Origin of the sequence: Variovorax sp. YR216 (assembly GCF_900107745.1) — a bacterium.
Classification (GTDB): domain Bacteria; phylum Pseudomonadota; class Gammaproteobacteria; order Burkholderiales; family Burkholderiaceae_C; genus Variovorax.
The window spans coordinates 81,090-104,958 of sequence record NZ_FNRO01000001.1; the positions used below are offsets into that span (position 1 = coordinate 81,090).

Annotated in this window: 20 protein-coding genes and 1 other RNA gene; 12 read left to right on the forward strand and 9 right to left on the reverse strand. The window is 67.2% G+C overall.

Annotated elements, in window-relative coordinates:
- Positions 1-74 precede the first annotated feature (74 nt).
- Genes BLW05_RS00350 through BLW05_RS00360 form a run of 3 tightly spaced genes read left to right on the forward strand, consistent with a single transcriptional unit; the run spans position 75 to position 7,104 of the window.
- Positions 75-2,624, forward strand: a complete 2,550-nt coding sequence (locus tag BLW05_RS00350; RefSeq protein WP_093158274.1) for a PD-(D/E)XK nuclease family protein — start codon at positions 75-77, stop codon at positions 2,622-2,624.
- The gene (locus BLW05_RS00355) at positions 2,621-5,869 is read left to right on the forward strand and encodes a UvrD-helicase domain-containing protein (protein ID WP_093158277.1); all 3,249 of its coding nucleotides are present in this window, start codon (positions 2,621-2,623) and stop codon (positions 5,867-5,869) included. The genes BLW05_RS00350 and BLW05_RS00355 overlap by 4 nt, the downstream gene beginning before the upstream one ends.
- Entirely contained in the window at positions 5,866-7,104 is a 1,239-nt protein-coding gene (locus BLW05_RS00360) for a TIGR03862 family flavoprotein (RefSeq protein ID WP_093158279.1), read from the forward strand. Before BLW05_RS00355 ends, BLW05_RS00360 begins: the two co-directional genes overlap by 4 nt.
- Positions 7,105-7,423: 319 nt before the next feature.
- Here the strand turns inward: BLW05_RS00360 and ffs are convergent.
- Positions 7,424-7,520, reverse strand: an RNA gene (gene ffs / locus BLW05_RS00365) — signal recognition particle sRNA small type.
- Positions 7,521-7,543: 23 nt separating this feature from the next.
- A complete protein-coding gene (locus tag BLW05_RS00370; RefSeq protein WP_143044751.1) occupies positions 7,544-8,665 on the reverse strand; it encodes a M12 family metallopeptidase in 1,122 nt (373 codons plus the stop codon).
- A 110-nt stretch (positions 8,666-8,775) separates the two neighbouring features.
- Here BLW05_RS00370 and dnaX point away from each other — a divergent pair, with 110 nt between their 5' ends.
- From dnaX to BLW05_RS00405, 7 genes are all read left to right on the forward strand, one after another.
- The gene (gene dnaX / locus BLW05_RS00375; protein WP_093158284.1) at positions 8,776-10,608 is read left to right on the forward strand and encodes a DNA polymerase III subunit gamma/tau; all 1,833 of its coding nucleotides are present in this window, start codon (positions 8,776-8,778) and stop codon (positions 10,606-10,608) included.
- Positions 10,609-10,645: 37 nt separating this feature from the next.
- Positions 10,646-10,978, forward strand: coding sequence for a YbaB/EbfC family nucleoid-associated protein (locus BLW05_RS00380; protein ID WP_093158287.1), 333 nt, complete (start codon positions 10,646-10,648; stop codon positions 10,976-10,978).
- Positions 10,979-10,992: 14 nt separating this feature from the next.
- Entirely contained in the window at positions 10,993-11,583 is a 591-nt protein-coding gene (gene recR, locus BLW05_RS00385) for a recombination mediator RecR (RefSeq protein ID WP_093158289.1), read from the forward strand.
- Positions 11,584-11,611: 28 nt separating this feature from the next.
- Positions 11,612-12,004 (forward strand): MAPEG family protein, encoded by a 393-nt coding sequence (locus tag BLW05_RS00390; protein ID WP_093158292.1) that lies wholly within the window; start codon positions 11,612-11,614, stop codon positions 12,002-12,004.
- 112 nt (positions 12,005-12,116) lie between these two features.
- Entirely contained in the window at positions 12,117-13,154 is a 1,038-nt protein-coding gene (locus tag BLW05_RS00395; protein ID WP_177142523.1) for an ABC transporter substrate-binding protein, read from the forward strand.
- A 48-nt stretch (positions 13,155-13,202) separates the two neighbouring features.
- A complete protein-coding gene (locus BLW05_RS00400; protein ID WP_093158294.1) occupies positions 13,203-14,018 on the forward strand; it encodes an ABC transporter ATP-binding protein in 816 nt (271 codons plus the stop codon).
- A gap of 1 nt (position 14,019) precedes the next feature.
- Positions 14,020-14,853, forward strand: a complete 834-nt coding sequence (locus BLW05_RS00405; protein WP_093158297.1) for an ABC transporter permease — start codon at positions 14,020-14,022, stop codon at positions 14,851-14,853.
- A 19-nt stretch (positions 14,854-14,872) separates the two neighbouring features.
- On the opposite strand, the gene BLW05_RS00410 is transcribed toward BLW05_RS00405, so the two are convergent.
- Together BLW05_RS00410 and gloB are read right to left on the reverse strand one after the other, a co-directional pair.
- On the reverse strand, positions 14,873-16,435 hold the full coding sequence (locus BLW05_RS00410; protein ID WP_093158299.1) for a transglycosylase SLT domain-containing protein: 1,563 nt from the start codon (positions 16,433-16,435) through the stop codon (positions 14,873-14,875).
- Positions 16,432-17,229 carry a hydroxyacylglutathione hydrolase gene (gene gloB, locus BLW05_RS00415; RefSeq protein WP_093158302.1) on the reverse strand — a complete coding sequence of 266 codons (798 nt, stop codon included), beginning with the start codon at positions 17,227-17,229 and terminating at the stop codon, positions 16,432-16,434. Before gloB ends, BLW05_RS00410 begins: the two co-directional genes overlap by 4 nt.
- Here gloB and BLW05_RS00420 point away from each other — a divergent pair.
- Positions 17,228-18,037, forward strand: a complete 810-nt coding sequence (locus BLW05_RS00420; protein WP_177142559.1) for a class I SAM-dependent methyltransferase — start codon at positions 17,228-17,230, stop codon at positions 18,035-18,037. The genes gloB and BLW05_RS00420 overlap by 2 nt on opposite strands.
- Positions 18,034-18,483: a ribonuclease HI gene (gene rnhA, locus BLW05_RS00425; RefSeq protein WP_093158308.1), complete on the forward strand. Its 450-nt coding sequence runs from the start codon at positions 18,034-18,036 to the stop codon at positions 18,481-18,483. Before BLW05_RS00420 ends, rnhA begins: the two co-directional genes overlap by 4 nt.
- A 264-nt stretch (positions 18,484-18,747) precedes the next feature.
- On the opposite strand, the gene BLW05_RS00430 is transcribed toward rnhA, so the two are convergent.
- The 5 genes from BLW05_RS00430 to BLW05_RS00450 form a co-directional block, all read right to left on the reverse strand.
- Positions 18,748-19,227, reverse strand: a complete 480-nt coding sequence (locus tag BLW05_RS00430; protein WP_093158310.1) for a Crp/Fnr family transcriptional regulator — start codon at positions 19,225-19,227, stop codon at positions 18,748-18,750.
- A 31-nt stretch (positions 19,228-19,258) separates the two neighbouring features.
- Positions 19,259-20,569, reverse strand: coding sequence for a molybdopterin molybdotransferase MoeA (glp, locus tag BLW05_RS00435; protein WP_093158313.1), 1,311 nt, complete (start codon positions 20,567-20,569; stop codon positions 19,259-19,261).
- 15 nt (positions 20,570-20,584) lie between these two features.
- Positions 20,585-21,235: a molybdenum cofactor guanylyltransferase MobA gene (gene mobA / locus BLW05_RS00440; RefSeq protein ID WP_093158315.1), complete on the reverse strand. Its 651-nt coding sequence runs from the start codon at positions 21,233-21,235 to the stop codon at positions 20,585-20,587.
- Positions 21,232-22,350, reverse strand: coding sequence for a GTP 3',8-cyclase MoaA (moaA, locus tag BLW05_RS00445; RefSeq protein ID WP_093158318.1), 1,119 nt, complete (start codon positions 22,348-22,350; stop codon positions 21,232-21,234). Before moaA ends, mobA begins: the two co-directional genes overlap by 4 nt.
- An 80-nt stretch (positions 22,351-22,430) precedes the next feature.
- Positions 22,431-23,864, reverse strand: coding sequence for an aldehyde dehydrogenase family protein (locus tag BLW05_RS00450; protein ID WP_093158320.1), 1,434 nt, complete (start codon positions 23,862-23,864; stop codon positions 22,431-22,433).
- Positions 23,865-23,869 lie beyond the last annotated feature (5 nt).

Here is a 23,869-nt window from a genome sequence, read left to right on the forward strand (position 1 = left end):
CAAGTTCCGGCGTGGCCGGCACAGAAGCTATGGCGCCGATAGCCAAAGCACCCAGAGCGCTTCGACAACCTCCCATGCATCCCTCTGAGCATCACCCCGCGCACGCGCTCTGGCGCGACCCAGGCCACGGCATCGTCGGCCGCATCTCGCGCGTGCTGGCTCAGCGTGACCTGCATCCGTCCCGCACGGTGGTTCTGGTGCCGTACGCGCAACTCATGCAGGTCGCGCGCGACATGTGGGCCGCCCACGGTGCGCCGGGGTTCGCGCCGCGTTTCGAGACCACTCGCAACTGGGCGCGCAGCATCGGCGGCTTCGTGCCCGATGCGGACGACATCGCATTCGATATGGCGCGCGACCTTCTCACTGCGCAGTCGCTCCTGGCGCGAGCGGGATTCGGCGCGTCGCGCAATGCATTGGCGGGGCGTCTGGTCGAGATCGCGCTGCAACTGGCACCGCTGGCCGCGGCCGAGTCGCCCGGCGAGCGCACGGCGTGGATGGAGCGCGTGCGTGGACAGATCGAGGCCGGGCGCGGATCCGAATGGTTCGACGTGGAGAGCGCGCTGAACGGTGTCGCGCTCGCCTGGGCCGGCAGCTCGGGCTATGCGACCGACGTCCTCTTTTCACGGGGCGCGCTGGCGCAAGTGGACCAGCTGATCGTGCTCGACGGCCTGCAGCCCGACCCGCTCATCAGGAAGCTCGCGGCGCTGTTCGGCGACCGCTGCGCGCACCTGCCGCTCGTGACGAAGGATGCGCCCTCGCACGTCGGACTTCACGCGGCCACGGATCCCGAAGACGAAGCCGAACGCGCTGCCGCCTGCGTGCTGCGCCACTTGACGGAAGGCCGTGCCCCGGTCGCCCTGGTTGCGACCGACCGTGCCCTGACGCGACGCATCAGCGCGCATCTCGTCGCGCATGGCGTCACGCCGCACGACGAGACGGGCTGGAAGCTGTCGACCACGCGCGCAGCCGCCAGCCTGATGAGCGCACTGCGCGCTTGCTCCCACGACGCCGGCAGCGACCAGGTTCTGGACTGGCTCAAACATGCCGAAGCTTTCGATCGCAGTGCGGTGCTCTCGCTCGAGGCACGCTTGCGCGACCGTGGCATGCGCGACTGGCGCGGCTGGTGCGCATTCGTGGCCGTCAGCTCGAAGCCCCAGGATGCGGCGCTGCGCCCTTTGACGGAATCCATCGAAGCGGCGCGCGCAGCACTGGTCGGCTCGCGGCCTCTTGGCGAGTGGCTCGCTGCCGCGCGGGCGCTGCTCGATGCCAGCGGCCAGTGGCTGGGCCTGACGAGGGATGTGGCCGGGCTCGAGGCGATTTCCGCACTGCATCTGGATGCCGAGTCCGGGGAGATTCGCGGCCCCCGTTGCACGCTCGTGGAGTTCACGGCCTGGGTGCGCGATGTGCTCGAGGCGGCGAGCTTCGTGCTGGTGCCCGGAGAATCGGAGTCGCCGGGCGCCGTGATACTCCCGCTTCATCACCTGCTTGGCCGTGCGTTCGCCGCGGTGGTGGTGCCGGGGTGCGACGACCAACGTCTGCCGGCGTCGCCCGAGCCCGCCGGCGACTGGAGCGCTGCCCAGCGCGAAGCACTGGCGCTGCCTTCGCGCGAAGCGCTCGAGGCTGCGCAGCGTGCCGGTTGGGCGGTTGCGATGGGCGCCCCGCATTGCGACGTGCTCTGGCGCCGGTTCGATGCAAGCGGCGAACCTGTGCGGCCGAGTCCGCTCGTGCAGATGCTTCATCTCGACGGCGCCGCCGAAGACGCGGCCGACCCGCGTACGCGCGTGCCAGTGGCGACGCGGCCGACCCCGCATCCGAGGCCGCAGGGCGATGCGCTGATGCCGCCCACGCTCTCATCGACGGCTTACGAAGACTTGCGACGCTGCCCCTATCGATTCTTCGCCTTGCGGCAACTGGGTCTGCGAAGCAGCGATGAACTGGACGCCGAGCTCGACAAGCGCGACTTCGGCAACTGGCTGCACGCGGTGCTTGGCCATTTCCATGAGGCGCTGAAGCTCGACCCGACCCCGGACCTGCACGCGCGCCGCACCATGATGGCCGACGCCGAGGCCCAGGCGACCCGCGAATTCGGCCTTTCCGAGGCCGAGTTCCTGCCGTTCGCCGCCGCCTGGCCTGCAACGCGCGACGGCTACCTGGCCTGGCTCGCGGGCCACGAGGCAGGTGAAGGCGCAGTGTTCGTCGAATCCGAGCCGTGGAAGGAAGTGCCGCTGGCGCGCATCAAGCTGGTCGGCCGACTGGACCGCGTCGATTCGACGCCCGATGGCAAGGCCTTCGTGATCGACTACAAGACCGAGTCCGCCGACAAGACCCGCGAGCGCGTGAAAGACCCCTACGAAGACACCCAGCTTGCGTTCTATGCGGCGCTGTTCCCGGACGACACGCTGCGCGCCGCCTATGTCAACGTCGGTGAGAAATCCTCCGGCACCCGCGCCTTCGAGCAAGAGGACATCGTGGAGGCTCGCGATGCGCTGGTCGAGGGCGTGATCGGCGATCTCGAACGCATCGCCGCGGGTGCACCGCTGCCCGCACTCGGCGAAGGGCAGGTGTGCGAGCACTGCGCCGCGCGCGGGCTCTGCCGAAAGGATTTCTGGGAGGGCCAGCCATGACCGCGCCCGCCTACGAACACAACGGCGCGCATGTGTCGCGCGAGCGCTTCTACGAGATCGCGTGCGATCCGCGCCGTTCGGTCGCGGTGGAGGCGTGTGCCGGCGCCGGCAAGACATGGATGCTCGTGTCGCGCATCCTTCGCGCCCTGCTCGAGCATGGCGACGCCGCCTGTGCGCCCCATGAGATCCTCGCGATCACCTTCACGAAGAAGGCTGCCGGCGAGATGCGCGAGCGTCTCGACCAGTGGCTGGAGAAGTTCGCGGCACAGCCGGTGGAAGAGCTGGTGCCCGAGCTGAGGATGCGCGGCATGTCGCTCGAAGCCGCACAGGGCGCGGCGCCCCGGCTGAAGGGCCTCTATCGCGAACTTCTGGGCCGCGGCCGGCCGGTGCAGTTCCGGACCTTTCATGCATGGTTCGCCGGCCTGCTGCGCAATGCGCCGGTCGCGGTGCTCGAGCGGTTGCGGCTTCCGGCCAACTACCAGCTGCTCGAAGACGACGCCGAGGCACGCATCCGCGCCTGGCGCCCGTTCTATGCGGCGGTGACGGCGGACGCGGAGGCTTCGGCGGACTACCACGCGCTGGTCGCGACGCACGGCCGATCGCAGATCGCCAAGGCGCTCGACGAGGCGCTCACCCGCCGCGTCGAGTTCGCGCTTGCCGAAGCGCACGATGCGGTCGATGGCGCGGTGACGCCGATGCAGGCGATGTATCCCGCCTTTGCGGGCTCGGACTCGCCGGATGATGTCCTGCTGCGCGATCCGGCCTGGCGCGGCGTGCTGCTGGCGGCAGCGCGTGCGCTGGGCCGCGCGAGCGCGCCGACCTTCTCGCGCCGCGGCGTCGAACTGGAGCAGGCGGTGACCGACGGCCACGTCGAAGGCGTTCTCGATGCGCTGCTCACGCAGAAGGGAGAGCCTCGCAAATTCGGCGAGAAGCTCGTCGGCATCGAGGATGTGCGCGCGGCGCAGGAGCGCGTACAGCAGTACGGCGCCGCACGTGCGCAGCACGAGGCATGGCTCTATCAGCAACGCATGGCGCGGCTCACGCGGCTGCTCGTCAAGTGCTTCGCCGAGGTGAAGCTTGTCAACGGCTGGGTCGACATGAACGATGTCGAACAGGCGGCGCACATGCTACTGGGCAATGCGGAACTCTGGGGCTGGGTGCAGGAGCGTCTCGATGCGGGTGTGCGGCACCTGCTCATCGACGAGTTCCAGGACACGAACCCGCTGCAGTGGCAGGCCCTCAACGGATGGCTCGGCAGCTATGCCGGCGCCGGCGCCCGGCGCCCGGGCGTGTTCATCGTCGGCGATCCCAAGCAAAGCATCTACCGCTTCCGCCGTGCGGAGCCGCAGGTGTTCATTGCGGCCAAGGAGTTCGTGCGGCAGGGGCTTGGCGGCGACTTGCTCAACTGCGACCACACCCATCGCAACGCGCAGGCGGTGATCGGTCTCGTGAATGCCGCGATGCAGGAGGCGCAGCAGGCCGGCGAGTTCGGCGGCTTCCGCGATCACACGACCGAATCGGGCACGGTGGGGCGCATCGTCAAGCTGCCGCTGATCGGGCGCGACGCGGTTGCCGCCGCGTCCCCGGCCGATGCGACGGCGGATCTTGCACCTGCGTGGCGCGACAGTCTGACCACTCCGCGGCTCTTGCCCGAAGAGAAGCTCCTGCAGAAGGAATGTCAGCAAGCCGCCCGCTGGATCGCCGCGCGCATCGCCGAGGGCATCGCGCCCAGCCAGGTCATGGTGCTCGCGCGCCGGCGCAGCCGGCTTGCGGTGATGCAGGACGAGTTGCGCAAGCTGCACATCGCGGTCCAGCAGCCGGAAAAGAACGAGCTCAACGATGCTCCCGAAGTGCAGGACGTGGTTGCGCTCATCGATGCGCTGGTGTCGCCGGACCACGATCTCTCGCTCGCACGGGCGCTGAAGTCGCCGCTATGGCACCTGGGCGACGACGCACTGGTGCAGATCGCACGCCGTCAGCGCGAAGCCCGCGCGAGCTGGTTCGACCTGCTGCAGGCGCCGGATTGGCCTGCGCCGCTGGCCGGCATCGGTCCGCGGCTGCGGGAGTGGCAGCAGTGGTTGCAGGCGCTGCCGCCGCATGATGCGCTGAGCGCGATCTTTCACGATGCCGACGTCCTTTCGACGTTTGCGGCTGCGGCGCCGGCGGCCATGCGTTCGTCCGTCATTGCCAACCTGCGGGGACTGCTTGCGGCTTCGCTCGAACTCGATGGCGCGCGCTTCGCGACGCCGTATGGCTTCGTGCGCGCATTGCGCGCGGGCGGCGTGCGAGCGCCTTCGGTGTCGGTGACCGAGGCGGTGCAGCTTCTCACGGTCCATGGCGCCAAAGGCCTCGAGGCCAGGTTCGTCCTGATGCTCGACACGGACGCCTCCGCGCAGCGTGCGCAGACCATGGGCGTGCTCGTCAAATGGCCGGGCCACGCGCCCGCGCCGGAGCGCTTCGTGTTCATCGCAAGCGAGAAGAATCCGCCAGCCTGCACGACGGACGATCTGGCGGAAGAGCAGTCGGCCAGGCATCGCGAAGAGATCAACGGACTTTATGTGGCGGCCACGCGCGCGCGGGAAGCACTGGTGGTTTCCGCCGTCGCCGCCGCGCGGACGAATGGGCGAAGTTGGTGGGCGAGGCTCGAAGGCCTCTGCGAGCCGATCGACGATGTGGAGACGACGGCGGACATCGCGGCGGAGTCCGTGCCTTCGTCGTTCGAGATGCCGAGCCTGTCAGCGCTCGCGATCGAGTCGTCCGCGAAGCCATCCGTGGTGTCCATGGTGCGAAGCACCGACAGCCGTGCATCCGCGCTCGGACAGGCCATGCACCGCCTGCTCGAATGGACGCAGCCGGGCGCGCCTCTGCCGATGGAACATCTGCGCGCGGCCGCCCGCGAATTCATGCTCGACCTGCAGGCCACCCGCGCGGCGGCCGCCATGGCGCAGCGCATTCGTTCCGGCGCGGGCGCCTGGGCATGGGAGATCGATGCGCTGGACTGGCACGGCAATGAAGTCACGCTGGTCCATGAGGGGCAGGTTCTGCGCATCGACCGGCTGGTGCGCCACCGCGAGAGCGGCGCGTGGTGGGTGCTCGACTACAAGTCCGCGGCCCGCCCCGAGCGCGATGCAACCCTGATCGCGCAACTCAATCGCTACCGCGATGCGGTGCAGGAAGCCTATCCCGGCGAAACCGTGCGAGCGGCCTTCCTCACGGGGCAGGGCGAACTGGTCACACTCGAATGAACAAAGAAAAGTCTGTAGCGATCGTCGGCGGCGGTCCCGCCGGATTGATGGCTGCCGAAGTCCTGAGCCGGCACGGCGCGCAGGTCCACCTGTATGACGCCATGCCCTCGGTGGGGCGCAAGTTTCTGCTCGCGGGGCGCGGCGGACTCAACCTCACGCATTCCGAACCTTTCGATCGATTCGTCGAACGCTTCGGCGAGCGACGCGCAGAGATCGAGGCGCTGCTTCGCCGGTTCGGCCCCGATGCGCTGCGCGAATGGGCGCACGGGCTCGGGATCGAAACCTTCGTGGGCACCTCGGGCCGGGTCTTTCCGAAGGACATGAAGGCCGCACCGCTTCTGCGTGCATGGTTGCATCGTCTGCGAGAGGCGGGCGTGCAATTTCACATGCGCCATCGATGGATCGGCTGGGAGGATGCATCGGCGCCGACAAGCCGCTTGCGCTTCGGAGCACCGGGCGGCGATGTCGTCGTGTCGCACGATGCGGTCGTGCTGGCGCTCGGCGGCGCGAGTTGGGAACGCCTGGGGTCCGATGGCGCATGGGTGCCGTGGCTGGCGTCGCGCGGTGTCGACATCGCGCCGCTGGTTCCCGCCAACTGCGGGTTCGACCTGCCGTGGACCCCATACTTCGCCGAGCGCTTCGCCGGAATGCCATTCAAGTCGGTTGCCGTTGCGTTCACCGACACGCAGGGGCGCCGGTTCGCGCGCAAGGGCGAGTTCGTCGCGACCGCCACGGGCATCGAAGGAAGCCTGATCTACGCCGCGTCCGCCTTGCTGCGCGATGAGATCGCGGCGCACGGCAGCGCCACCTTGGCGCTCGACCTGTTGCCCGATCGCACGCCGGAGCAGGTGCGCGCTGCCGTGATCCATCCGCGCGGTTCGCGATCGGTCGCGAGCCATCTGAAGAGCCGCTTGGGCCTCGACGGCATCAAGGCGGCCGTGCTGCACGAAGTGCTCACGAAAGACGAGATGCATTCGCCGGAAAGACTGGCTGAAACGATCAAGGCCGTCCCGCTTCGGGTCGTCGCACCGAGGCCGATCGATGAGGCCATCAGTACCGCCGGCGGGGTGCGCTTCGAGGCGCTCGACGACAAACTGATGAGCCTTGCGCTGCCGGGCGTCTTCATTGCCGGCGAGATGCTCGATTGGGAAGCGCCCACCGGCGGCTATCTGCTGACTGCCTGCATGGCCAGTGGCGCTGCTGCGGCAGACGGCGTGCTTCGCATCCTGGACTGAGCCCTACACCGCCTCTGGGCGCAGCTGCCAGTGCCTCACGGTGGTTGCGATGACCCGCGCCGCGTGGATCTGAAGATTGACTGCGCGCGCGGCGGGCGCGGCGGATGCAATGGGAAAGGGCCACGCAGACCGGCCGACCCGCGGCCGAGGTGCAAATGGAAGCACTCGCGCCGCGGCTTGGGGGGAGGGGTGGGTGGTCATATCGTCGCCTCGAGTTGTTCTTGGAGACGACGAATTCTACTCGTTTCACTGTATTTGCATACAGTACTTTCGGTTGAAAGCGCTGGGCGTGAACCCTTCAACGAGCTTCTTGAATGAGGTTGACGAGCCTTACCCCCGGCACTGGCTACGCAGTTAGGGCTGCTTGGTTCCCCACCTGACCCGGTTGGCCACTTCACCATGCGGGGAGGCCCGTCAACCGCTGATTGTAGGCGACGATTCACCACACCATCAGGGAAGTCTCGAGCGCCGCATCGGCGTAGTACAGGCGTACGCCGATCTGGTAGCGCCGTCCCTTCTGCAGACGCATGCTGACCTTGGCGTTGAGGTCCGTGCCGCTGTCGTCGGCCCCTGCGATCTGGACGTTGCCGGTAGGCGTGACCTCGAACAGCACGAGGACCGTGTCGGACGTGCCGAAGGTCCCGATGTTGTAGGTGCGCGTGCGGGGCGGCAGGAAATCGAAGATGCGCGTTTCGCCGGCATTGAGCTTCAGCAACTGTGACAGCCCGACCCCGAGCGCTGCGACGTCAGCCGCCTTGACGCCGGGGTAGGACTCCAGCACCCACGACTTGTCCGCGGCAGACAGCCCGCCTTTCGGCTTGATCCCCGCCTTGTAGGCGGCCGGGGCGTCGATCAGTCCCGCATCGAATCGATACTCCATGACCGAATCAGGATCCCACGTCGTTCCCTTGATCTCCGACACCGGGATCTTGCGCAGGATGTTCCACTCGATCTGCGCGTCGTCCCAGTTGTTCGGCGGACCCTTGAAATAGTCGAGCACCGCCTGCCGGTTCCAGGTGATGCCGGCGTTGGGGTTCTGGTGCTCGTGCTCGAGGCCGATGGTGTGGCCAATCTCGTGCAGCGCGGTGTCGCGGCCGTACGCAGTCGTGAGCGGCCACCCGAAATTCATCGTGCGCTCTTGCAGCGACTTGATGTTGAGCACGTCGCGGCCCACGTAGGACCACGAGCCGTCATTCGGGTTGAATCCGATTCGCACCATGGCGTCTTCCGGGGCGTTGACGCGGCGGAAGCTGATGCCGATGCCCAGCTTGGCCCAGGTGTCGAACGCCTCGTCGACCACGCCCATGTCCGCATTGCCGCCGAGCCAGGCCGCGGGCACCGCATCGCCGCGCTTGAAGCAGTAGTAGGTGATTTGCGTGCCGCTCACCCATTTCTTGCTCGCGGCCAGGATGGCGCGGGTGCGGCCGGCGGGCATGCCGACTTCGAAGTGGCGCAGCGGTTGGATGGGTTGGGCGCAGTAGCGGCGCGGACCGGTGTCCTCGGCGGGTTTGGATTTCCGGGCGGCGGTGGTGGCTGCGGACTTGCGCGATGCGGTGGCCATGGCGGTCTCCTCCAACGGTTTTCATGCTAGGACACGGGGTCGGGATTTCCATCTGAAAGATGGCCTAGTTCGTGGCCGGAGCGCCCCGGCGGGCGCCCTAAAATGCGCCGATGGCCTATCTCGTGCTCGCTCGCAAACACCGTCCAAGAACCTTCAGCGAGATGGTGGGGCAGGAGCATGTCGTGCAGGCGCTCGAAAACGCGCTGACCTCGCAGCGCCTGCATCACGCCTACCTCTTCACCGGCACGCGCGGCGTCGGCAAGACGACCGTCTCGCGCATCCTGGCCAAGTCGCTCAACTGCCAGGGCCCGGACGGGCAGGGCGGCATCACCGCCACGCCCTGCGGCATATGCCAGGCGTGCAGGGATATCGATTCGGGCCGCTTCGTCGACTACACCGAACTCGACGCGGCCTCCAACCGCGGCGTGGACGAAGTGCAGGCGCTGCTCGAACAGGCCGTCTACAAGCCGGTGCAGGGCCGCTTCAAGGTCTTCATGATCGACGAAGTGCACATGCTCACCGGGCACGCCTTCAACGCAATGCTGAAGACGCTGGAGGAGCCGCCGGAGTACCTCAAGTTCGTGCTCGCCACGACCGATCCGCAGAAGGTGCCGGTCACCGTGCTGTCGCGCTGCCTGCAGTTCAACCTGCGGCCGATGGCGCCCGAGACCGTGCTCGAGCATCTCACCCGCGTGCTGCAGACCGAATCGGTCCCCGCCGAGCCGCAGGCGCTGCGGCTGATTGCGCGTGCCGCCCGCGGGTCGATGCGCGATGCGCTGTCGCTCACCGACCAGGCGATCGCCTTCGGCAACGGCGAGCTCCAGGAAAGCGGCGTGCGCCACATGCTGGGCAGCGTGGACCGCGGCCATGTGTTCCGGCTGATCGAGGCGCTGGCGCAGGGCGACGGCAAGACCGTCGTCGAGACCGCCGAGGGCTTGCGGCGCGACGGTTTGTCGGCCGCATCGACGCTCGAGGAAATGACCGCGGTGCTGCAGGGCATGGCGGTGCTGCAGGCCGTTCCTTCGCGCGTGGGCGCGGACACGGGCGGCGACCCCGAGGCGGCCGAAACAGCCCGCCTCGCTGCGCTGATGCCGGCCGACGAGACGCAACTGCTCTACAGCCTGTGCCTGCACGGCCGTACCGAACTGGGACTTGCGCCCGACGAATACGCGGCGCTCACGATGGTGTTGCTGCGTCTGCTCGCATTCAAGCCGAGCGGCGCGGCCACAGAGGAAAAAAAAACTCTGAATGAAGCGCCGCGGCGCGAAGTGCCCCTGGCGCGCGTCGCACCTGCTGAGGCCGCACCGCCGGTTGCCGTAGCGCCGCCGAGCGTGGATCCGGCGGCTGCGCCCTTGGCTCCTGCCGCGCGGCCGGGCCATCGTCTGCCGGTCGTGGACGCGCCAGCGCTGAACGTCGCTGCTTCCGCGCGGCCGGTGGCTACCGACGAGCCCGAGCCGGCCCCGACCAAGGTCATGGCCGTGCCGGTGCGCGTGCAGCCGCCCGCGGGGGCACGTGAGGGTGAATCGATGGCGTCGGCCGCATCGCACCCGATTCCGCCCAGCGAGGAGGGGGATTTCTGGTACGCCACAGTCACGCAGATGGTGGCGGCCGAGTCCATCGCGGCGCTGGCGCGGGAGCTCGCATTGCAATCGCAACTGGTCGCCCGCGATGTCGACCAATGGCTGCTGCGCGTCGAGCGAGAATCGCTCAATCAGTCCGGCAGCCGGGACAAGGTCCAGGCGGCGCTTGCGGCGCTCGGTCATGACGTGAAAATCGCGATCGAGATCGGCAGCGTCGTCGACAGCCCGGCGCGCCGCAACAAGCAGGCTGCCGAGGAGCGCCAGCGCGTCGCCGAGGAGGCGATACGCAATGATCCGGACGTGCAGTCGATGATGCGCGACTGGGACGCGAGGATCGTCCCGGGCACGCTTCGACCCGTCTAGTGTTTTCAATTTCTTTCAACGATCGACAGGACCAACGATGTTCAACAAAGGACAACTGGCCGGCCTCATGAAGCAGGCGCAGGCGATGCAGGACAACCTCAAGAAGGCGCAGGAAGAGCTCGCCACGATCGAGGTCGAAGGCGAGTCGGGTGCCGGACTCGTGAAGGTGGTGATGACGTGCAAGCACGACGTCAAGCGCATCACGATCGACCCGAGCCTGCTGACCGACGACAAGGACATGCTCGAAGACCTCGTGGCGGCCGCTTTCAACGCCGCCGTGCGCAAGGCCGAGGAAACCAGCGAGCAGAAGATGGGCAAGCTCACAGCCGGCATGCCGGGCCTGCCGCCCGGCATGAAGCTGCCGTTCTGAGCGCGCGAGCGTCGATGGCGGATTCCGGCTCGCTCGATGCGCTGGTCGATGCGCTGCGCCGGCTTCCCGGTGTCGGTGCGAAGTCGGCCTCGCGCATGGCCTTTCATTTGCTGCAGCACGACCGCGAGGGCGCGCAGATGCTTTCGCGCGCATTGCAGCAGGCGGCGAGCAACGTGCGACATTGCACGCGGTGCAACACCTTCACGGAAGCATCGATCTGCAACGTGTGCAGCGATCCGCGCCGCGATGCGACCAAGCTTTGCGTGATCGAGACGCCCGCCGATCAGGCGGCGCTGGAGCGCACCGGCGCGTTCAAGGGCTACTACTTCGTGCTGATGGGCAAGCTCAGCCCGCTCGATGGCATCGGTCCCAAGGACATCGGGCTTGCCAAGCTGTTCGACCGCGCGCTCGACGGCACGGTGACCGAAGTGATCCTCGCGACCAACTTCACCGCCGAAGGCGAGGCGACCGCGCATGTCATTGGCGAGGCGCTCAAGCAGCGCGGCCTCACCGTGACGCGGCTGGCGCGCGGCGTGCCGGCCGGCAGCGAGCTCGAGTACGTCGACCTGGGCACCATTGCGCACGCGCTGGTCGATCGCCGCTAAGCGAAAGCCATCGCGAGGAGACGCGCGCATGAGCCTCCCCCATCTGACCCTGGCCTATTGGTGCGTTCTCGCCGCTGCGTTGCTGCCGTATATGTCGGCCTACATCGCGAAGGCCGGTGCATTCGATCTCAAGGACAACAACGCGCCGCGGGAATGGGGCACCCGGCAGGCCGGCTGGCGCGCGAGAGCAATCAGCGCGCAGGCCAATGGCTTCGAGGGCCTGCCGTTTTTCATCGGCGCAGTGGTCATCGCGCATCAGCTCGGCGCAGCACAAGCGACGCTCGACATGCTGGCCCTCGCGTATGTGGTGCTGCGCGTTATCTACATCGGCGTGTATATCTGGGGCATCGGCGCCTTGCGCAGCGCGGTGTGGACGCTGGGCTTTCTGGCGAACATCGCGATCCTCTTCGCGGGCCGCTAGAGGTCTTCATGTTTACGTGAAAACCCGCACGGGATGTTCCCGATGCAGGCGCTGAATCGCGCCCCTAAGCTCGTTTCGAACCACGAAAACAGAGCCTCAGGCGTCGTCATCCATGCTGCTCAATCGCCGTACCTTCACCTTCGCTGCGGCACTGGGAGCCGCTGCCATCGGTGCGCCGCTGGTCCATGGTCAGCCGAAGCTCGAGAAGTCGAAGATATCGATCGCCGTGGGCGGCAAGGCGGCGTTCTACTACCTGCCGCTGACCATCTCCGAGCAGCTTGGCTACTTCCAGGCAGAAGGCCTCGAAGTCGAGATCTCGGACTTTGCCGGCGGCTCACGCGCGTTGCAGGCGGTGGTCGGCGGATCCGCCGACGTGTGCTCGGGCGCCTTCGAGCACACCATCAACCTGCAGGCGAAGAACCAGTACTTTCAGTCCTTCGTGCTGCAAGGGCGCGCGCCGCAGATCGCCATCGGCGTGTCGACCAAGAACATGCCCTCGTACGCCAGCGTCGCCGACCTCAAGGGCAAGAAGATCGGTGTCTCCGCGCCCGGCTCGTCGACCAACATGGTGGCGAATCTGGTCCTCTCGCGCGGAGGACTCAAGGCCAGCGACGTGAGCTACATCGGCGTCGGTGTCGCGGCCGGCGCGCTGACCGCGCTGCGTTCGGGGCAGATCGACGCCATCAGCAACACCGACCCGGTCATGACGATGCTCGAGCAGAAGGGCGACGTGAAGATCATCAGCGACACGCGCACGCTCAAGGGCACGCAGGACGTGTTCGGCGGCCTGATGCCGGCGGCGTGCCTCTATGCGTCTTCCGAGTTCGTGCAGAAGCATCCCAACACCTGCCAGGCGCTGGCCAACGCGATCGTGCATGGCCTCAAGTGGCTGCAGACGGCGGGGCCGGGCGACATCATCAAGACGGTGCCCGAGACCTATCTGCTCGGCGACCGCGCGCTGTATCTCGCTTCGTTCGACAAGGTGCGCGAGGCGATCGCCACCGACGGGGTGGTTCCGGCCGACGGGCCGAAGACTGCATTGAACGCCATCGCGAGCTTCGACTCGACGGTCAAGGCCGACAAGATCGACCTCTCGAAGCTCTATACCAACGAGTTTGCGCGGCGTGCGAAGGACAGGTTCAAGGCCTGACTTGCGCGTCCAGCAACCCGGCTTCGGCCGGGTTTTTTCTTTGATCTCATGGTGGACCACGCACTCGAACTCCTGAACATCAGTTGCATCTTCCGCGCGAAGGACGACCGGACGCAGCGCTACACGGCCGTCGCAGATGCCACCCTGCGCGTGCGTGCAGGAGAGTTCGTGTCGGTGGTGGGGCCGACCGGGTGTGGCAAGTCGACGCTGCTCAATGTCGGTGCCGGGCTGCTCGAGCCTTCGTCGGGCGAGGTGAAGGTCTTCGGGCAATCGCTCAATGGCATCAATGCGCGCGCGGGATACATGTTCCAGAGCGAAGCGCTGATGCCGTGGCGCAGTGCGATGGACAACGTGATGGTCGGCCTGCAGTATCGCGGCATACCCGATGCGAAGGCACGCGCACTGGCGAGCGAGTGGCTCTCGCGCGTGGGTCTGGCGGGCTTCGGCGACCGCTATCCGCACCAGCTTTCGGGCGGCATGCGCAAGCGCGCGGCGCTGGCGCAGGTGCTGGCGCTGGACCCGGACATCATCCTCATGGACGAGCCCTTCAGCGCGCTCGACATCCAGACGCGGCAGCTGATGGAGAACGAAGTTCTCGCGCTCTGGGCGAGCAAGAAGAAGGCGGTGCTCTTCATCACGCACGACCTCGACGAGGCGATCGCGATGAGTGACCGCGTGGTCGTTCTGTCCGCGGGGCCGGCCACGCGGCCGATCGGCGAGTTCGAGATCGACCTGCCGCGTCCGCGCGACGTGGCCGAGGTTCGCACGCATCCGCGATTCATCGAATTGCATTCGCAGATCTGGGCCGTGCTACGCGATGAAGTGCTCAAGGGCTACGCACAGCAGCTGACAAAGGTCGCCTGACATGACACTTCGCCCCAATGAAAGCAATGCGCGCTTCTGGCAGGTCGTGCTGCTGCTGCTGTTGTTGGTGGCGTGGCATGTTTCGTCGCGCAACGAGCAGTTCGCGTTCTTCGTCGGCGAACCGATCAAGGTCGCGGGCCGGATCTGGAGCTGGTTCATGCCGATCGCGATCCCTCCGAACCCCGTGTTCCCGGAAGGGCTGCCGGGCAACGCGGATGTCTATTTGCACCTCGGCGTGACACTGCTCGAGACGGTGCTGGCCTTCATCTTCGGCACCGTGCTGGGGTTGGCTTTCGGCCTGTGGCTCGCGCTGGCGCCGACGGCAAGCCTCGTCTTCGATCCCTACATCAAGGCGGCCAACTCGATGCCGCGCGTGATCCTCGCGCCGATCTTCGCACTGTGGTTCGGCCTGGGCATCTGGAGCAAGGTGGCGCTGGCGGTCACGCTGGTGTTCTTCATCGTGTTCTTCAACGTCTACCAAGGCGTGAGGGAGGTGAGCCCGGTGGTGCTCGCCAATGCGCGCATGCTCGGGGCGAACCAGCGCCAGCTTTTGCGCACGGTGTACCTGCCGAGCGCGACGAGCTGGGTGTTCTCGAGCCTGCACACCTCGGTCGGCCTGGCTTTCGTGGGCGCGGTCGTCGGCGAGTACCTGGGCTCCGCGCGCGGGGTGGGCTACCTCATCCTGCAGGCCGAAGGCACCTTCGACGTGAACACGGTATTTGCCGGCATCGTGGTGCTCACCGGCTTTGCGCTGGTACTCGACGGCATCGTCGGTGTGTTGGAGCGGCGGCTCATGAAATGGCAGCCGAGGATCGGCGAAACCGAAAAGATCTGAACCTCCCCCAGCCGCGCTCTCAGCGCTTCTTCTTGGAAGGCGTTCCGCCGCGCGGCTCGCGAACCACTTGCTTCTCGGCCGGTTTCTTCGCCGTCTTGGAGGGGGTGCCTCGCGGTTCCCTCGATACCACGCTGTCCGCCTTGAGCGTCTTGAGCGTCCTGCCGCCCGTCAGGTGCGCTAGCCCGGCGCCGACGCGCGTGGCCGGGGCAGCCTTCACCGGCAGGTAAACCACCACGTCGTAGCCCTTCGGGAAGGCGTGATTGGTCTTCACGTCATTCCACTCGGCCACGCTGGCCGGGCTGAGACGATAGCGCTGGGCAATGCTCGCGACGCTGTCGCGCTTGCCCGCTTTGATGACAGTGCGGCGCGTGACGATCTCGGGCTGGAAGCTCAGGTGGCCGGTGTCGGCGACGACCGCGTCCACGTCTTCCTGCACACGCGCGGTCCGCGGCACGATCAGCGTCGAGCCGGCCTTGATCAGCATCCGCGGGGGCACGCTGTTGATCGCGCGCAGGTCGGCTTCACTCATGCCCGAGCGCTGGGCCGCGTCCGCGACGGTCATGGTGCTGGGCACGGTCCATGCGGTCCAGCTCGCGTACTGCCCTTGCGCATAGGCCTCGAAATTGCGCTGGAAGACTGCCGCGTTGTCCCACGGCAGCAGGATCTCCGGCGTGCCCGCGGCCAGCAGCACAGGCTTGTGGGCCGACGGATTGAGCGCGCGGAAGTCGTCGATCTTGACGTCCGCCAGCTTCGCCGCGAGGTCGACATCGAGGTCGCGCTTGAGTTCGACGGTCTGGAAGTACGGGTGGTTGGCGATGAGCGGCAGGTCGGTGTTGAAGCGTTCTGGGCTCGCGACGATGTTCTTCACCGCCTGCAGCTTCGGCACGTACATCCGCGTTTCGGCGGGCATCGACAGGTCGTTGTAGCCGGTAGGCAGTCCTGCGCGCTGGTTCTTCGCGATGGCGCGGCTCACATTGCCTTCGCCCCAGTTGTAGGCGGCGAGGGCGAGATGCCAGTCTCCGAACATGCCGTAGAGCTTCTGGAGGTAGTCGAGCGCCGCGCGGGTGGAGGCGACCACGTCGCGGCGGTCGTCGCGGAAGATGTTCTGCTTGAGGTCGTAGTCGGTGCCGGTGGCCGGCATGAACTGCCACATGCCGGCCGCGCGGGCACTGGACACCGCCTGCGGGTTGAAGGCGCTTTCGATGAACGGCAGCAGCGCGATCTCGGTCGGCATGTCGCGCCGCTCGAGTTCCTCGACGATGTGGAAGATGTAGCGGCTGGAGCGCGCGGTCATGCGCTGCATGTAGTCGGGCCGGCTCGCATACCACTGCTCGCGGTCATGCACGAGGTCGTTGTCGAGGTCGGCCATCTTGAAGCCGCGGCGGATGCGGTCCCACATGTCGGTAGGCGCCGCCAGCGTGACGACGGCGCGCGACTTCGTCTGGCCGGAGGTGATCGGTTTGAGTGCCCCGTCCGGATAGACGGGCGCGGCAGTGCCCGATGCAGACGAAGGACCCGTACCGGTGGCGCAGCCTGCGAGAAAGAGGGAGCCCGCGAGGCAGGCGGCAACGATGAGTCTCATCGGAAATCGTTCTTCCATTGACGCAGCGCAGCGAACACCTCGGCTTCGGCGGCCTGAGCCGACAGGCCGGCCTGGGCCTGGACTGCCAGGCGGACGGTGGATTCGCGGCTGCGGAGAAAAGGGTTGACACGGCGCTCGGTGGCGAGCTGCGATGGCAGCGTCGGTTCACCGCGCGCGCGCAAAGCTTCGCATTGCGCCGTGTACTGAGCGAGATCGGCGTTGCCGGGTTCCACGGCATGCGCGAATCTCAGGTTAGCAAGTGTGTATTCGTGGGCGCAGCACACGCGCGTGGGGCCCGGCAGCGAGGACAGCGCATCGAGCGATGCAAGCATCTGCGCGGGTGTGCCCTCGAAAAGCCGCCCGCAGCCGCCGGAAAACAAAGTGTCACCACAAAAGACCAGCGGAGCGACGTCGCCCGCCGATGCGGTGCGTGCGTTGGCCGGCAGGAAATAGGCGATGTGCCCCGCGGTGTGGCCCGGGACCTCGATGATTTCGAAGCGCAGGCCCAGCACGTCGGCGTGGTCGCCCTGAACGAGCGGTGTGTACGGCTGGGGAATGCGTTCGCGCGCAGGGCCGAACACCGGTGCGCCGGTGGCTTCGCGCAACGCGTCCACGCCGCCGGTGTGATCGGCGTGATGGTGCGTGACTAGAATCGCGGCCAACTGCAGATTGTCGCGCCGGAGTGCTTCGAACACTGGCCCGGCATCCCCTGGGTCGACCACGATCGCGTTGCGTCCGTCCTGCAGCATCCAGATGTAGTTGTCGGCAAAAGCGGGCAGCGGAACGAGGGTCATGAGCGGTCAAATTATAGGTTTGCACGATTGGTTCGAGACCCCTCCAGGGCGCTACCTGCTGGACTGGGAGCAGGACCAGTTCGATCAGGCCGTGGCGGACGTCTTCGGCTATCACGCGCTCCAGCTCGGGCTGCCGGAGGTGCAGGGCCTGCGCGCCAACCGTATGCCGCATCGCTGGCTGGCGCTGTCCGAATCGCACATGGCGCCTCGCAGTTCGCTCGTCACCGACTTCTCGGCGCTGCCGTTTTCGGCGAACAGCCTCGATCTGGTCGTGCTGCCGCACACGCTCGAGCTGAGTCCGGACCCGCACGCAACACTGCGCGAGGTCGAGCGGGTGCTCGTGCCTGAAGGCCGTGTCGTGATCTGCGGATTGAATCCGGCGAGCCTCTGGGGAATGCGGCAGCGGCGGGCACGGCTTTACCAGCGGCTGGGGTTCGGCGAACTCTTTCTGCCGGACGCGGGCGAGTTCATCGGCTATCGGCGCATGCGCGACTGGCTGCGGCTTCTGAGCTTCGAGGTCGAATCGGGCCGCTTCGGCGTCTATCGGCCGGCGGTCCGCAGCGAGGCCTGGCTCGAGCGCTGCCACTGGTTCGATTCCGCCGGGGAACGCTGGTGGCCGATTTTCGGCGCCGTGTATTTCCTGGTGGCGGTCAAGCGGGTTCGCGGCATGCGGCTTTTGAGCGCCGACTGGCGCCGCGCGGCGGCACGGGCCAGCGCGCCGGTGCCGATCGCAGGAAGCGTGCATCGGGACCATCGTGAGCACGCGCGCCGCTCATCTCATCGAAAGAAACAAGGAAAAGGTTCTTGAACGAAGTACAGATCTACACCGATGGCGCCTGCAAGGGCAATCCCGGCCCCGGCGGCTGGGGCGCATGGCTGAAATCGGGAGTGACCGAAAAGGAATTGTTCGGCGGCGAACTGAATACCACCAACAACCGCATGGAACTCCAGGCGGTCATCGAGGGGCTCGCGGCGCTGAAGCGGCCGTGCAAGGTCGTCCTCTATCTCGACAGCCAGTACGTGCGCATGGGCATCACCGAGTGGATCCGCGGCTGGAAGGCCAAGGGCTGGCGCACCTCGACCAAGCAGCCGGTCAAGAACGTGGAGCTCTGGCAGCAACTGGACAGGCTGGTGTCGGAAGGCGGCCACCAGATCGAATGGCGCTGGGTCAAGGGGCACTCGGGAGATCCGGGCAACGAGCGCGCTGATGCGCTGGCGAACAAGGGCGTCGAGCGCGCGCTGGGACGCATCTAGGGCGTGTTCACCCTATTTCCGGGGTCGCGAAGGTCTGCCAGGGCCTGCCAATCAAGGCGCGCGACGCCGCATGTGCGTTTGCACATGCAAGGAGCGCAACGCCGAGTGGCAGGCCCTGGCAGACCTTCCCTTCGGGTTGCCGCGCCAAGGGGCCGTCTGCGGCGTTGCCCGCGCTTGCAAGGCCAAAGCCTTGCTGCGCGCGGGCGCCTTGCATCCAGCCCCTTGGTGCGGCAACGCGATCCCCGGAAATAGGGTGAACACGCCCTAGAGCCGTTCGGGCGCTTCCGGCACTTCGCCCATCTGGGCGCGGAACAGCAGGTCGTCGGTGATGCGAAGCCGGCGACTCATCTCGCGGGCGATGTTCATCTGGATCAGCGCGAACTGCTCGACGTTGTGCTCGAACAGCCGGTAAAGGTTGTCCGAGGTGAGTTCGATCGCGCTGCAGTCTTCATCTGCCCGCACGGTCGCGCTGCGGGGGCAGAGGTCGAGCAATGCCATCTCGCCGAAGCAGTCGCCGGGGCCCAGGCGTCGGATGAACAACTCGTGGTCCCGCCAGCTTTTCGAGACCGTGACATGGCCGCTCTCGAGTACGAACATGCAGGTGGGGGTGTCGTTCTCGTGGAAGAAGAAGTCACCGCGCCGCATATGGCTCACGGGTGCTTCGCCGAGCAGGAATTCGATGGTTTCCGCGCCGATGGCGCCGAAGATGGGCATCTGCTGGATCAACTCGATTCTTGATGCCATGCACCGCTCCTTGCCGGGTGGAAGGCTGACGCTAGATCACGCCGGCGAACATCATGACGTCGACCGGATCGCCGTCGGCCACGCTGCCCTGGTCGTGATGCAGCACGACAAGGCCATTGGCCTCGACCATCGAGCTCAGCACGCCCGAGCCTTGATTGCCCGCGATACGCACTTCGGGCAATGATCCGGCCACCGGCTGGACGTAGCCTCGTTGGTACTCGGTGCGCCCGGGCTTCTTGCGGATGGCGCCGATGCTTCGGGCGCGCAGCAGCGGCGGAGGGGCGGCGCAGGCATCGTTGCAGCCCATCATGCGCAGAAGCGCGGGTCGCACGAAGGCCAGGAAGGTGACCATGACCGCGACCGGATTGCCGGGCAGCCCGAAGAGCACGGCGGGTTCGCGATCCGACTTGTCCGTCGGGATCAGGCCGACCGCCATGGGCCGGCCCGGCCGCATCGCCACACGCCAGAACGCCATGTCGCCGAGGCGCTGCATCACGGCTCGCGTGTGATCGGCCTCGCCGACGCTGACGCCGCCGCTGGTGATGATCGCGTCGGCTTCGTTCGCGGCGCGGCGCAGCGCCGATTCGAGCGCGGCCGGATCGTCGCGCACGAGGCCGAGATCGATCACTTCGCAGCCGAGCCGCGTCAGCAGCCCGAAGACGGTGTAGCGGTTGCTGTCGTACACCGCGCCTTCGCGCGGCAACTCGCCGAGGCTCAGGATTTCGTCGCCGGTCGAGAAGTAGGCCACGCGCAGGCGTCGCAGAACCGGCACCATGGGCAGCCCAAGGCTCGCAACCATGCCGAGCGCGGCGGGGGAAATGATCTCGCCGCGCCGCAGTGCAGGCTTGCCCTGCAGGAGGTCTTCGCCGGCCAGCCGCCGGTTGTCGCCCCGGCGCAGCGCCTTGGCGGGGAAACGGACACTCTCGCCCTCGACCGCACAGAACTCCTGGGGAATGACGGTGTCGAGGCCCGCGGGCATCACGGCGCCGGTCATGATCTTCACCGCATCGCCGGCGCCCGCGTTGCCACGCCACGCCGCGCCCGCCAGCGCCGTGCCGACCACGCGCAATTGCACTGTGGCGTCGTTCGCAAGCCCATCGAGCAGGCGGCCGTCGAAGGCGAAGCCGTCCATCGCCGAGTTGTCGTGCGGCGGCACGCTGACGGGCGAGATGATGTCCTCTGCCAGCACCCGGCCGAGGGCATCGCGCAAGGCAATGCGCTCGACCTGCGTAACGACGGACGGCTCGGCCAACCGCGCCAGGAAGGCCTGCACGGCATCGACGCCCAGCGCCTTCGGGTCGTAGCCCGCCAGTGCGGCGGCGATGTCTGCGATACGGCTCATGGAAGCAGCAATGGATCAGTTGCGCTGGGATTCGAGCGCATGCAGCTCGGTCAGCGTGTTGGCATTGAAGAACGCATCCGGCGCGTCGCCGGGCTGGTCGAAGGGCACCAGCACCGTGCGATGCTGGGCGGTCCATTTGTCGATCTTCCGGCCGCCGGCCTGGGTGAAGCGCACGAGGCTTTCGAGCAGGGTTGCGTTCAGGAGGCAGAACACGGGCTGGGCGCGCAGGGCTGCGGCACTGCCGGGTTCTTCCGAGGGCTCGGGCGCCGACACCATGGCAATTTCCGCATCGTTTGCGACCAGCGCTTCAGCCAGTCGGCTTGCCAGATCGAGCGGGAAAAGCGGCGTGTCGCACGGCACCGTCAGGAGGTAGGGCGTCTCGCAATGCTCGAGCCCGGTCAGGAACCCTGCCAGCGGCCCTGCATAGTCGGCCAGTCCATCGGGCCAGACCGGCACGCCGAACGACTCATAGGCCGAGAGATTCCGGTTGGCGTTGATCATCAGCTCGCCGACCTGCATGCCGAGCCGCATGACGGCGTGCATGGCGAGCGCCGTGCCGTTGAAGTTCTGCAGGCCCTTGTCGACACCGCCCATGCGGGTGCCGCGACCGCCCGCGAGCACGAGGCCGGTGATGTCGCCGGTGGCGATGGGGGGTGTGGTGGTCATCCGCCGATGTAGCTCATTTCGACCCGCCGCGGCGCGGCGCCGTCGGTGTCGGGTGCGCGCAGTGCGCGAAGTTCGGAATAGCGATCGGCCCGGCCTTGCCAGATGTGGCCGATGGCCGAGGTGATCTGTTCATCGCTGGCGCCGCCGCGCAGGAGCGGGCGCAGATCATGGCCCGCATTCGCGAAGAGGCACAGGTAGAGCTTGCCTTCGGTCGACAGGCGCGCGCGATTGCAGTCGTGGCAGAAAGCCTGCGTGACGCTGCTGATCACGCCGACTTCGCCGCCGCCGTCCTGGTAGGACCAGCGCTGGGCGGTTTCACCCTGCGCGGTCGCTTCGAGGGGCACAAGAGGGAATTCCTCCGCGATGCGTCGCACCACCTCCGCGGAGGGCAGCACCTCGTCCATGCGCCAGCCGTTGGTGGCGCCGACGTCCATGTACTCGATGAAGCGCAGCACGATGCCGGTCCCGCGAAAGTGGCGGGCCATCGGCAGGATCTCCTGCTCGTTGGTGCCGCGCTTGACGACCATGTTCACCTTGATCGGGCCGAGGCCCGCGGCCTTGGCCGCGTCGATGCCGGCCAGGACCTCGGCGACCGGGAAGTCCACGTCGTTCATGCTGCGGAAGGTGACGTCGTCGAGGCCGTCGAGACTGACCGTGACGCGGCGCAGCCCGGCTGCCTTGAGCGCCGGGGCCTTGCGGGCCAGCAGCGAGCCATTGGTGGTCAGCGTGAGATCGAGCGGCAAGCCATCCGGCGTGCGCAAGGCCGCGAGCTGCTCGATCAGCACTTCGAGATTCTTGCGAAGCAGCGGCTCGCCGCCGGTGAGCCGGATCTTGTGTACGCCGTGCGCCGCGAAGAGGCGGGCGAGCCGGGTGATTTCCTCGAAGCTCAGCAGTGCGCTGTGCGGGAGGTACTGGTAGTCCTTGTCGAAGACTTCCTTCGGCATGCAGTAGCTGCAGCGGAAGTTGCACCGGTCGGTGACGCTGATGCGCAGGTCGGTCAGCGGCCTTTGGAGGCGGTCGAGCAGCACGCCGGTGGCCGGCACCGCAGGGTCGGCCATCGCCGCCGCTGGACGGGCGCGGCCGATTTCGGAAACAGGGACGACATGCTGGCTCATGGGGGAGGCAATTTAACCCATCCCCCCGAGCGGCGACATGCCGAAACCTCTTGACCCTGAGGCGAAGAGGCAGCCCGAGATCACCCGTGACGGATCGCGACGGTCTTCAGCGTCGTGAATCCGTAGAGTGCCTCGAAGCCCTTTTCGCGCCCGTAGCCCGAGGACTTGACGCCGCCGAAGGGCAATTCGACACCGCCGCCGGCGCCGTAGTTGTTGATGAACACCTGGCCGCTCTTCACGCGCTTGGCCATGCGCAGTTGGCGCGCGCCGTTCTCGGTCCAGATGCCGGCGACCAGCCCGAAGCGCGTGGCGTTGGCGAGCGCGACGGCTTCGTCTTCGTCATGGAACCGCATCGCAGCGAGCACCGGGCCGAAGACTTCCTCCTGCGCGAGCCGGTGGTCGACCGGCACGTCGCGCAGCAGGGTTGGTGCCTGGTAGAAGCCGCTTTGGGGCGCTTCGTCGACCACGGTGCCCTGGCCGACCATCGGGATGCCGGCGACCTGGGCGTCCGAGAGGAAATCCCACACGCGCTGCTGCTGCGTCTGGCGGATCAGCGGGCCGACATCGAGGTCCATCGCCGCCGGGCCGACGCGCAACGCTTCGAAGGCGTGCCCGAGGCGCTCCAGCAGCGGCTCGTAGATGCCCTGCTGGATCAATACGCGCGAGCCCGCCGAGCAGGTCTGGCCCGCGTTCTGCACGATCGCGTTGATCAGTACCGGAATGGCCGCGTTCAGGTCGGCGTCGGCAAAGACGATCTGCGGGCTCTTGCCGCCGAGTTCGAGCGTGACCGGGCAATGCCGCTCGGCCGCCACCTGCTGGATGATCGTCCCCACCGTGGGGCTGCCGGTGAAGCTGATGTGGTCGATGCCTTCGTGCCGCGCCAGGGCGTCGCCGACTTCATGGCCGTAGCCGGTCACGATGTTGATCGCCCCGGGCGGAAAACCGACTTCGGCCGCCAGTTGCGCCACGCGGATCAGCGACAGGCACGCGTCTTCGGAGGGCTTGACCACGCAGACGTTGCCGGCCGCCAGTGCACCACCCACGCTGCGCCCGAAGATCTGCATCGGGTAGTTCCAGGGAATGATGTGGCCGGTGACGCCGTGCGGCTCGCGCCACGTCAGCACGCTGTAGCCGTCCTGGTAGGGGATGGTTTCGCCGTGCAGCTTGTCGCACGCACCGGCGTAGAACTCGAAGTAGCGCACCAGCGCCAGTGCATCGGCGCGCGCCTGCTTGACCGGCTTGCCGCAGTCGCGCTGCTCGATCAGCGCGAGTTCGTCGGTGTGCGCCGCAATCTTCTGCGAGAGCTTGTAGAGCAGGCGTCCGCGCTCGGCGGCGCTGACTTTCTGCCAGCTCGTCTCGAAGCAATGACGCGCAGCCTTTACGGCGGCATCGATGTCTGCCGCGTTGCTGCGCTGCAGTTCGTCGAAGGTCTGACCGTCGGAGGGGTCGATCACCGGCAGCGTGCGGCCGGACGAGGAGGCAACGCTTTCGTTGCCGATGTAGTTGAGTTGCATGGGGA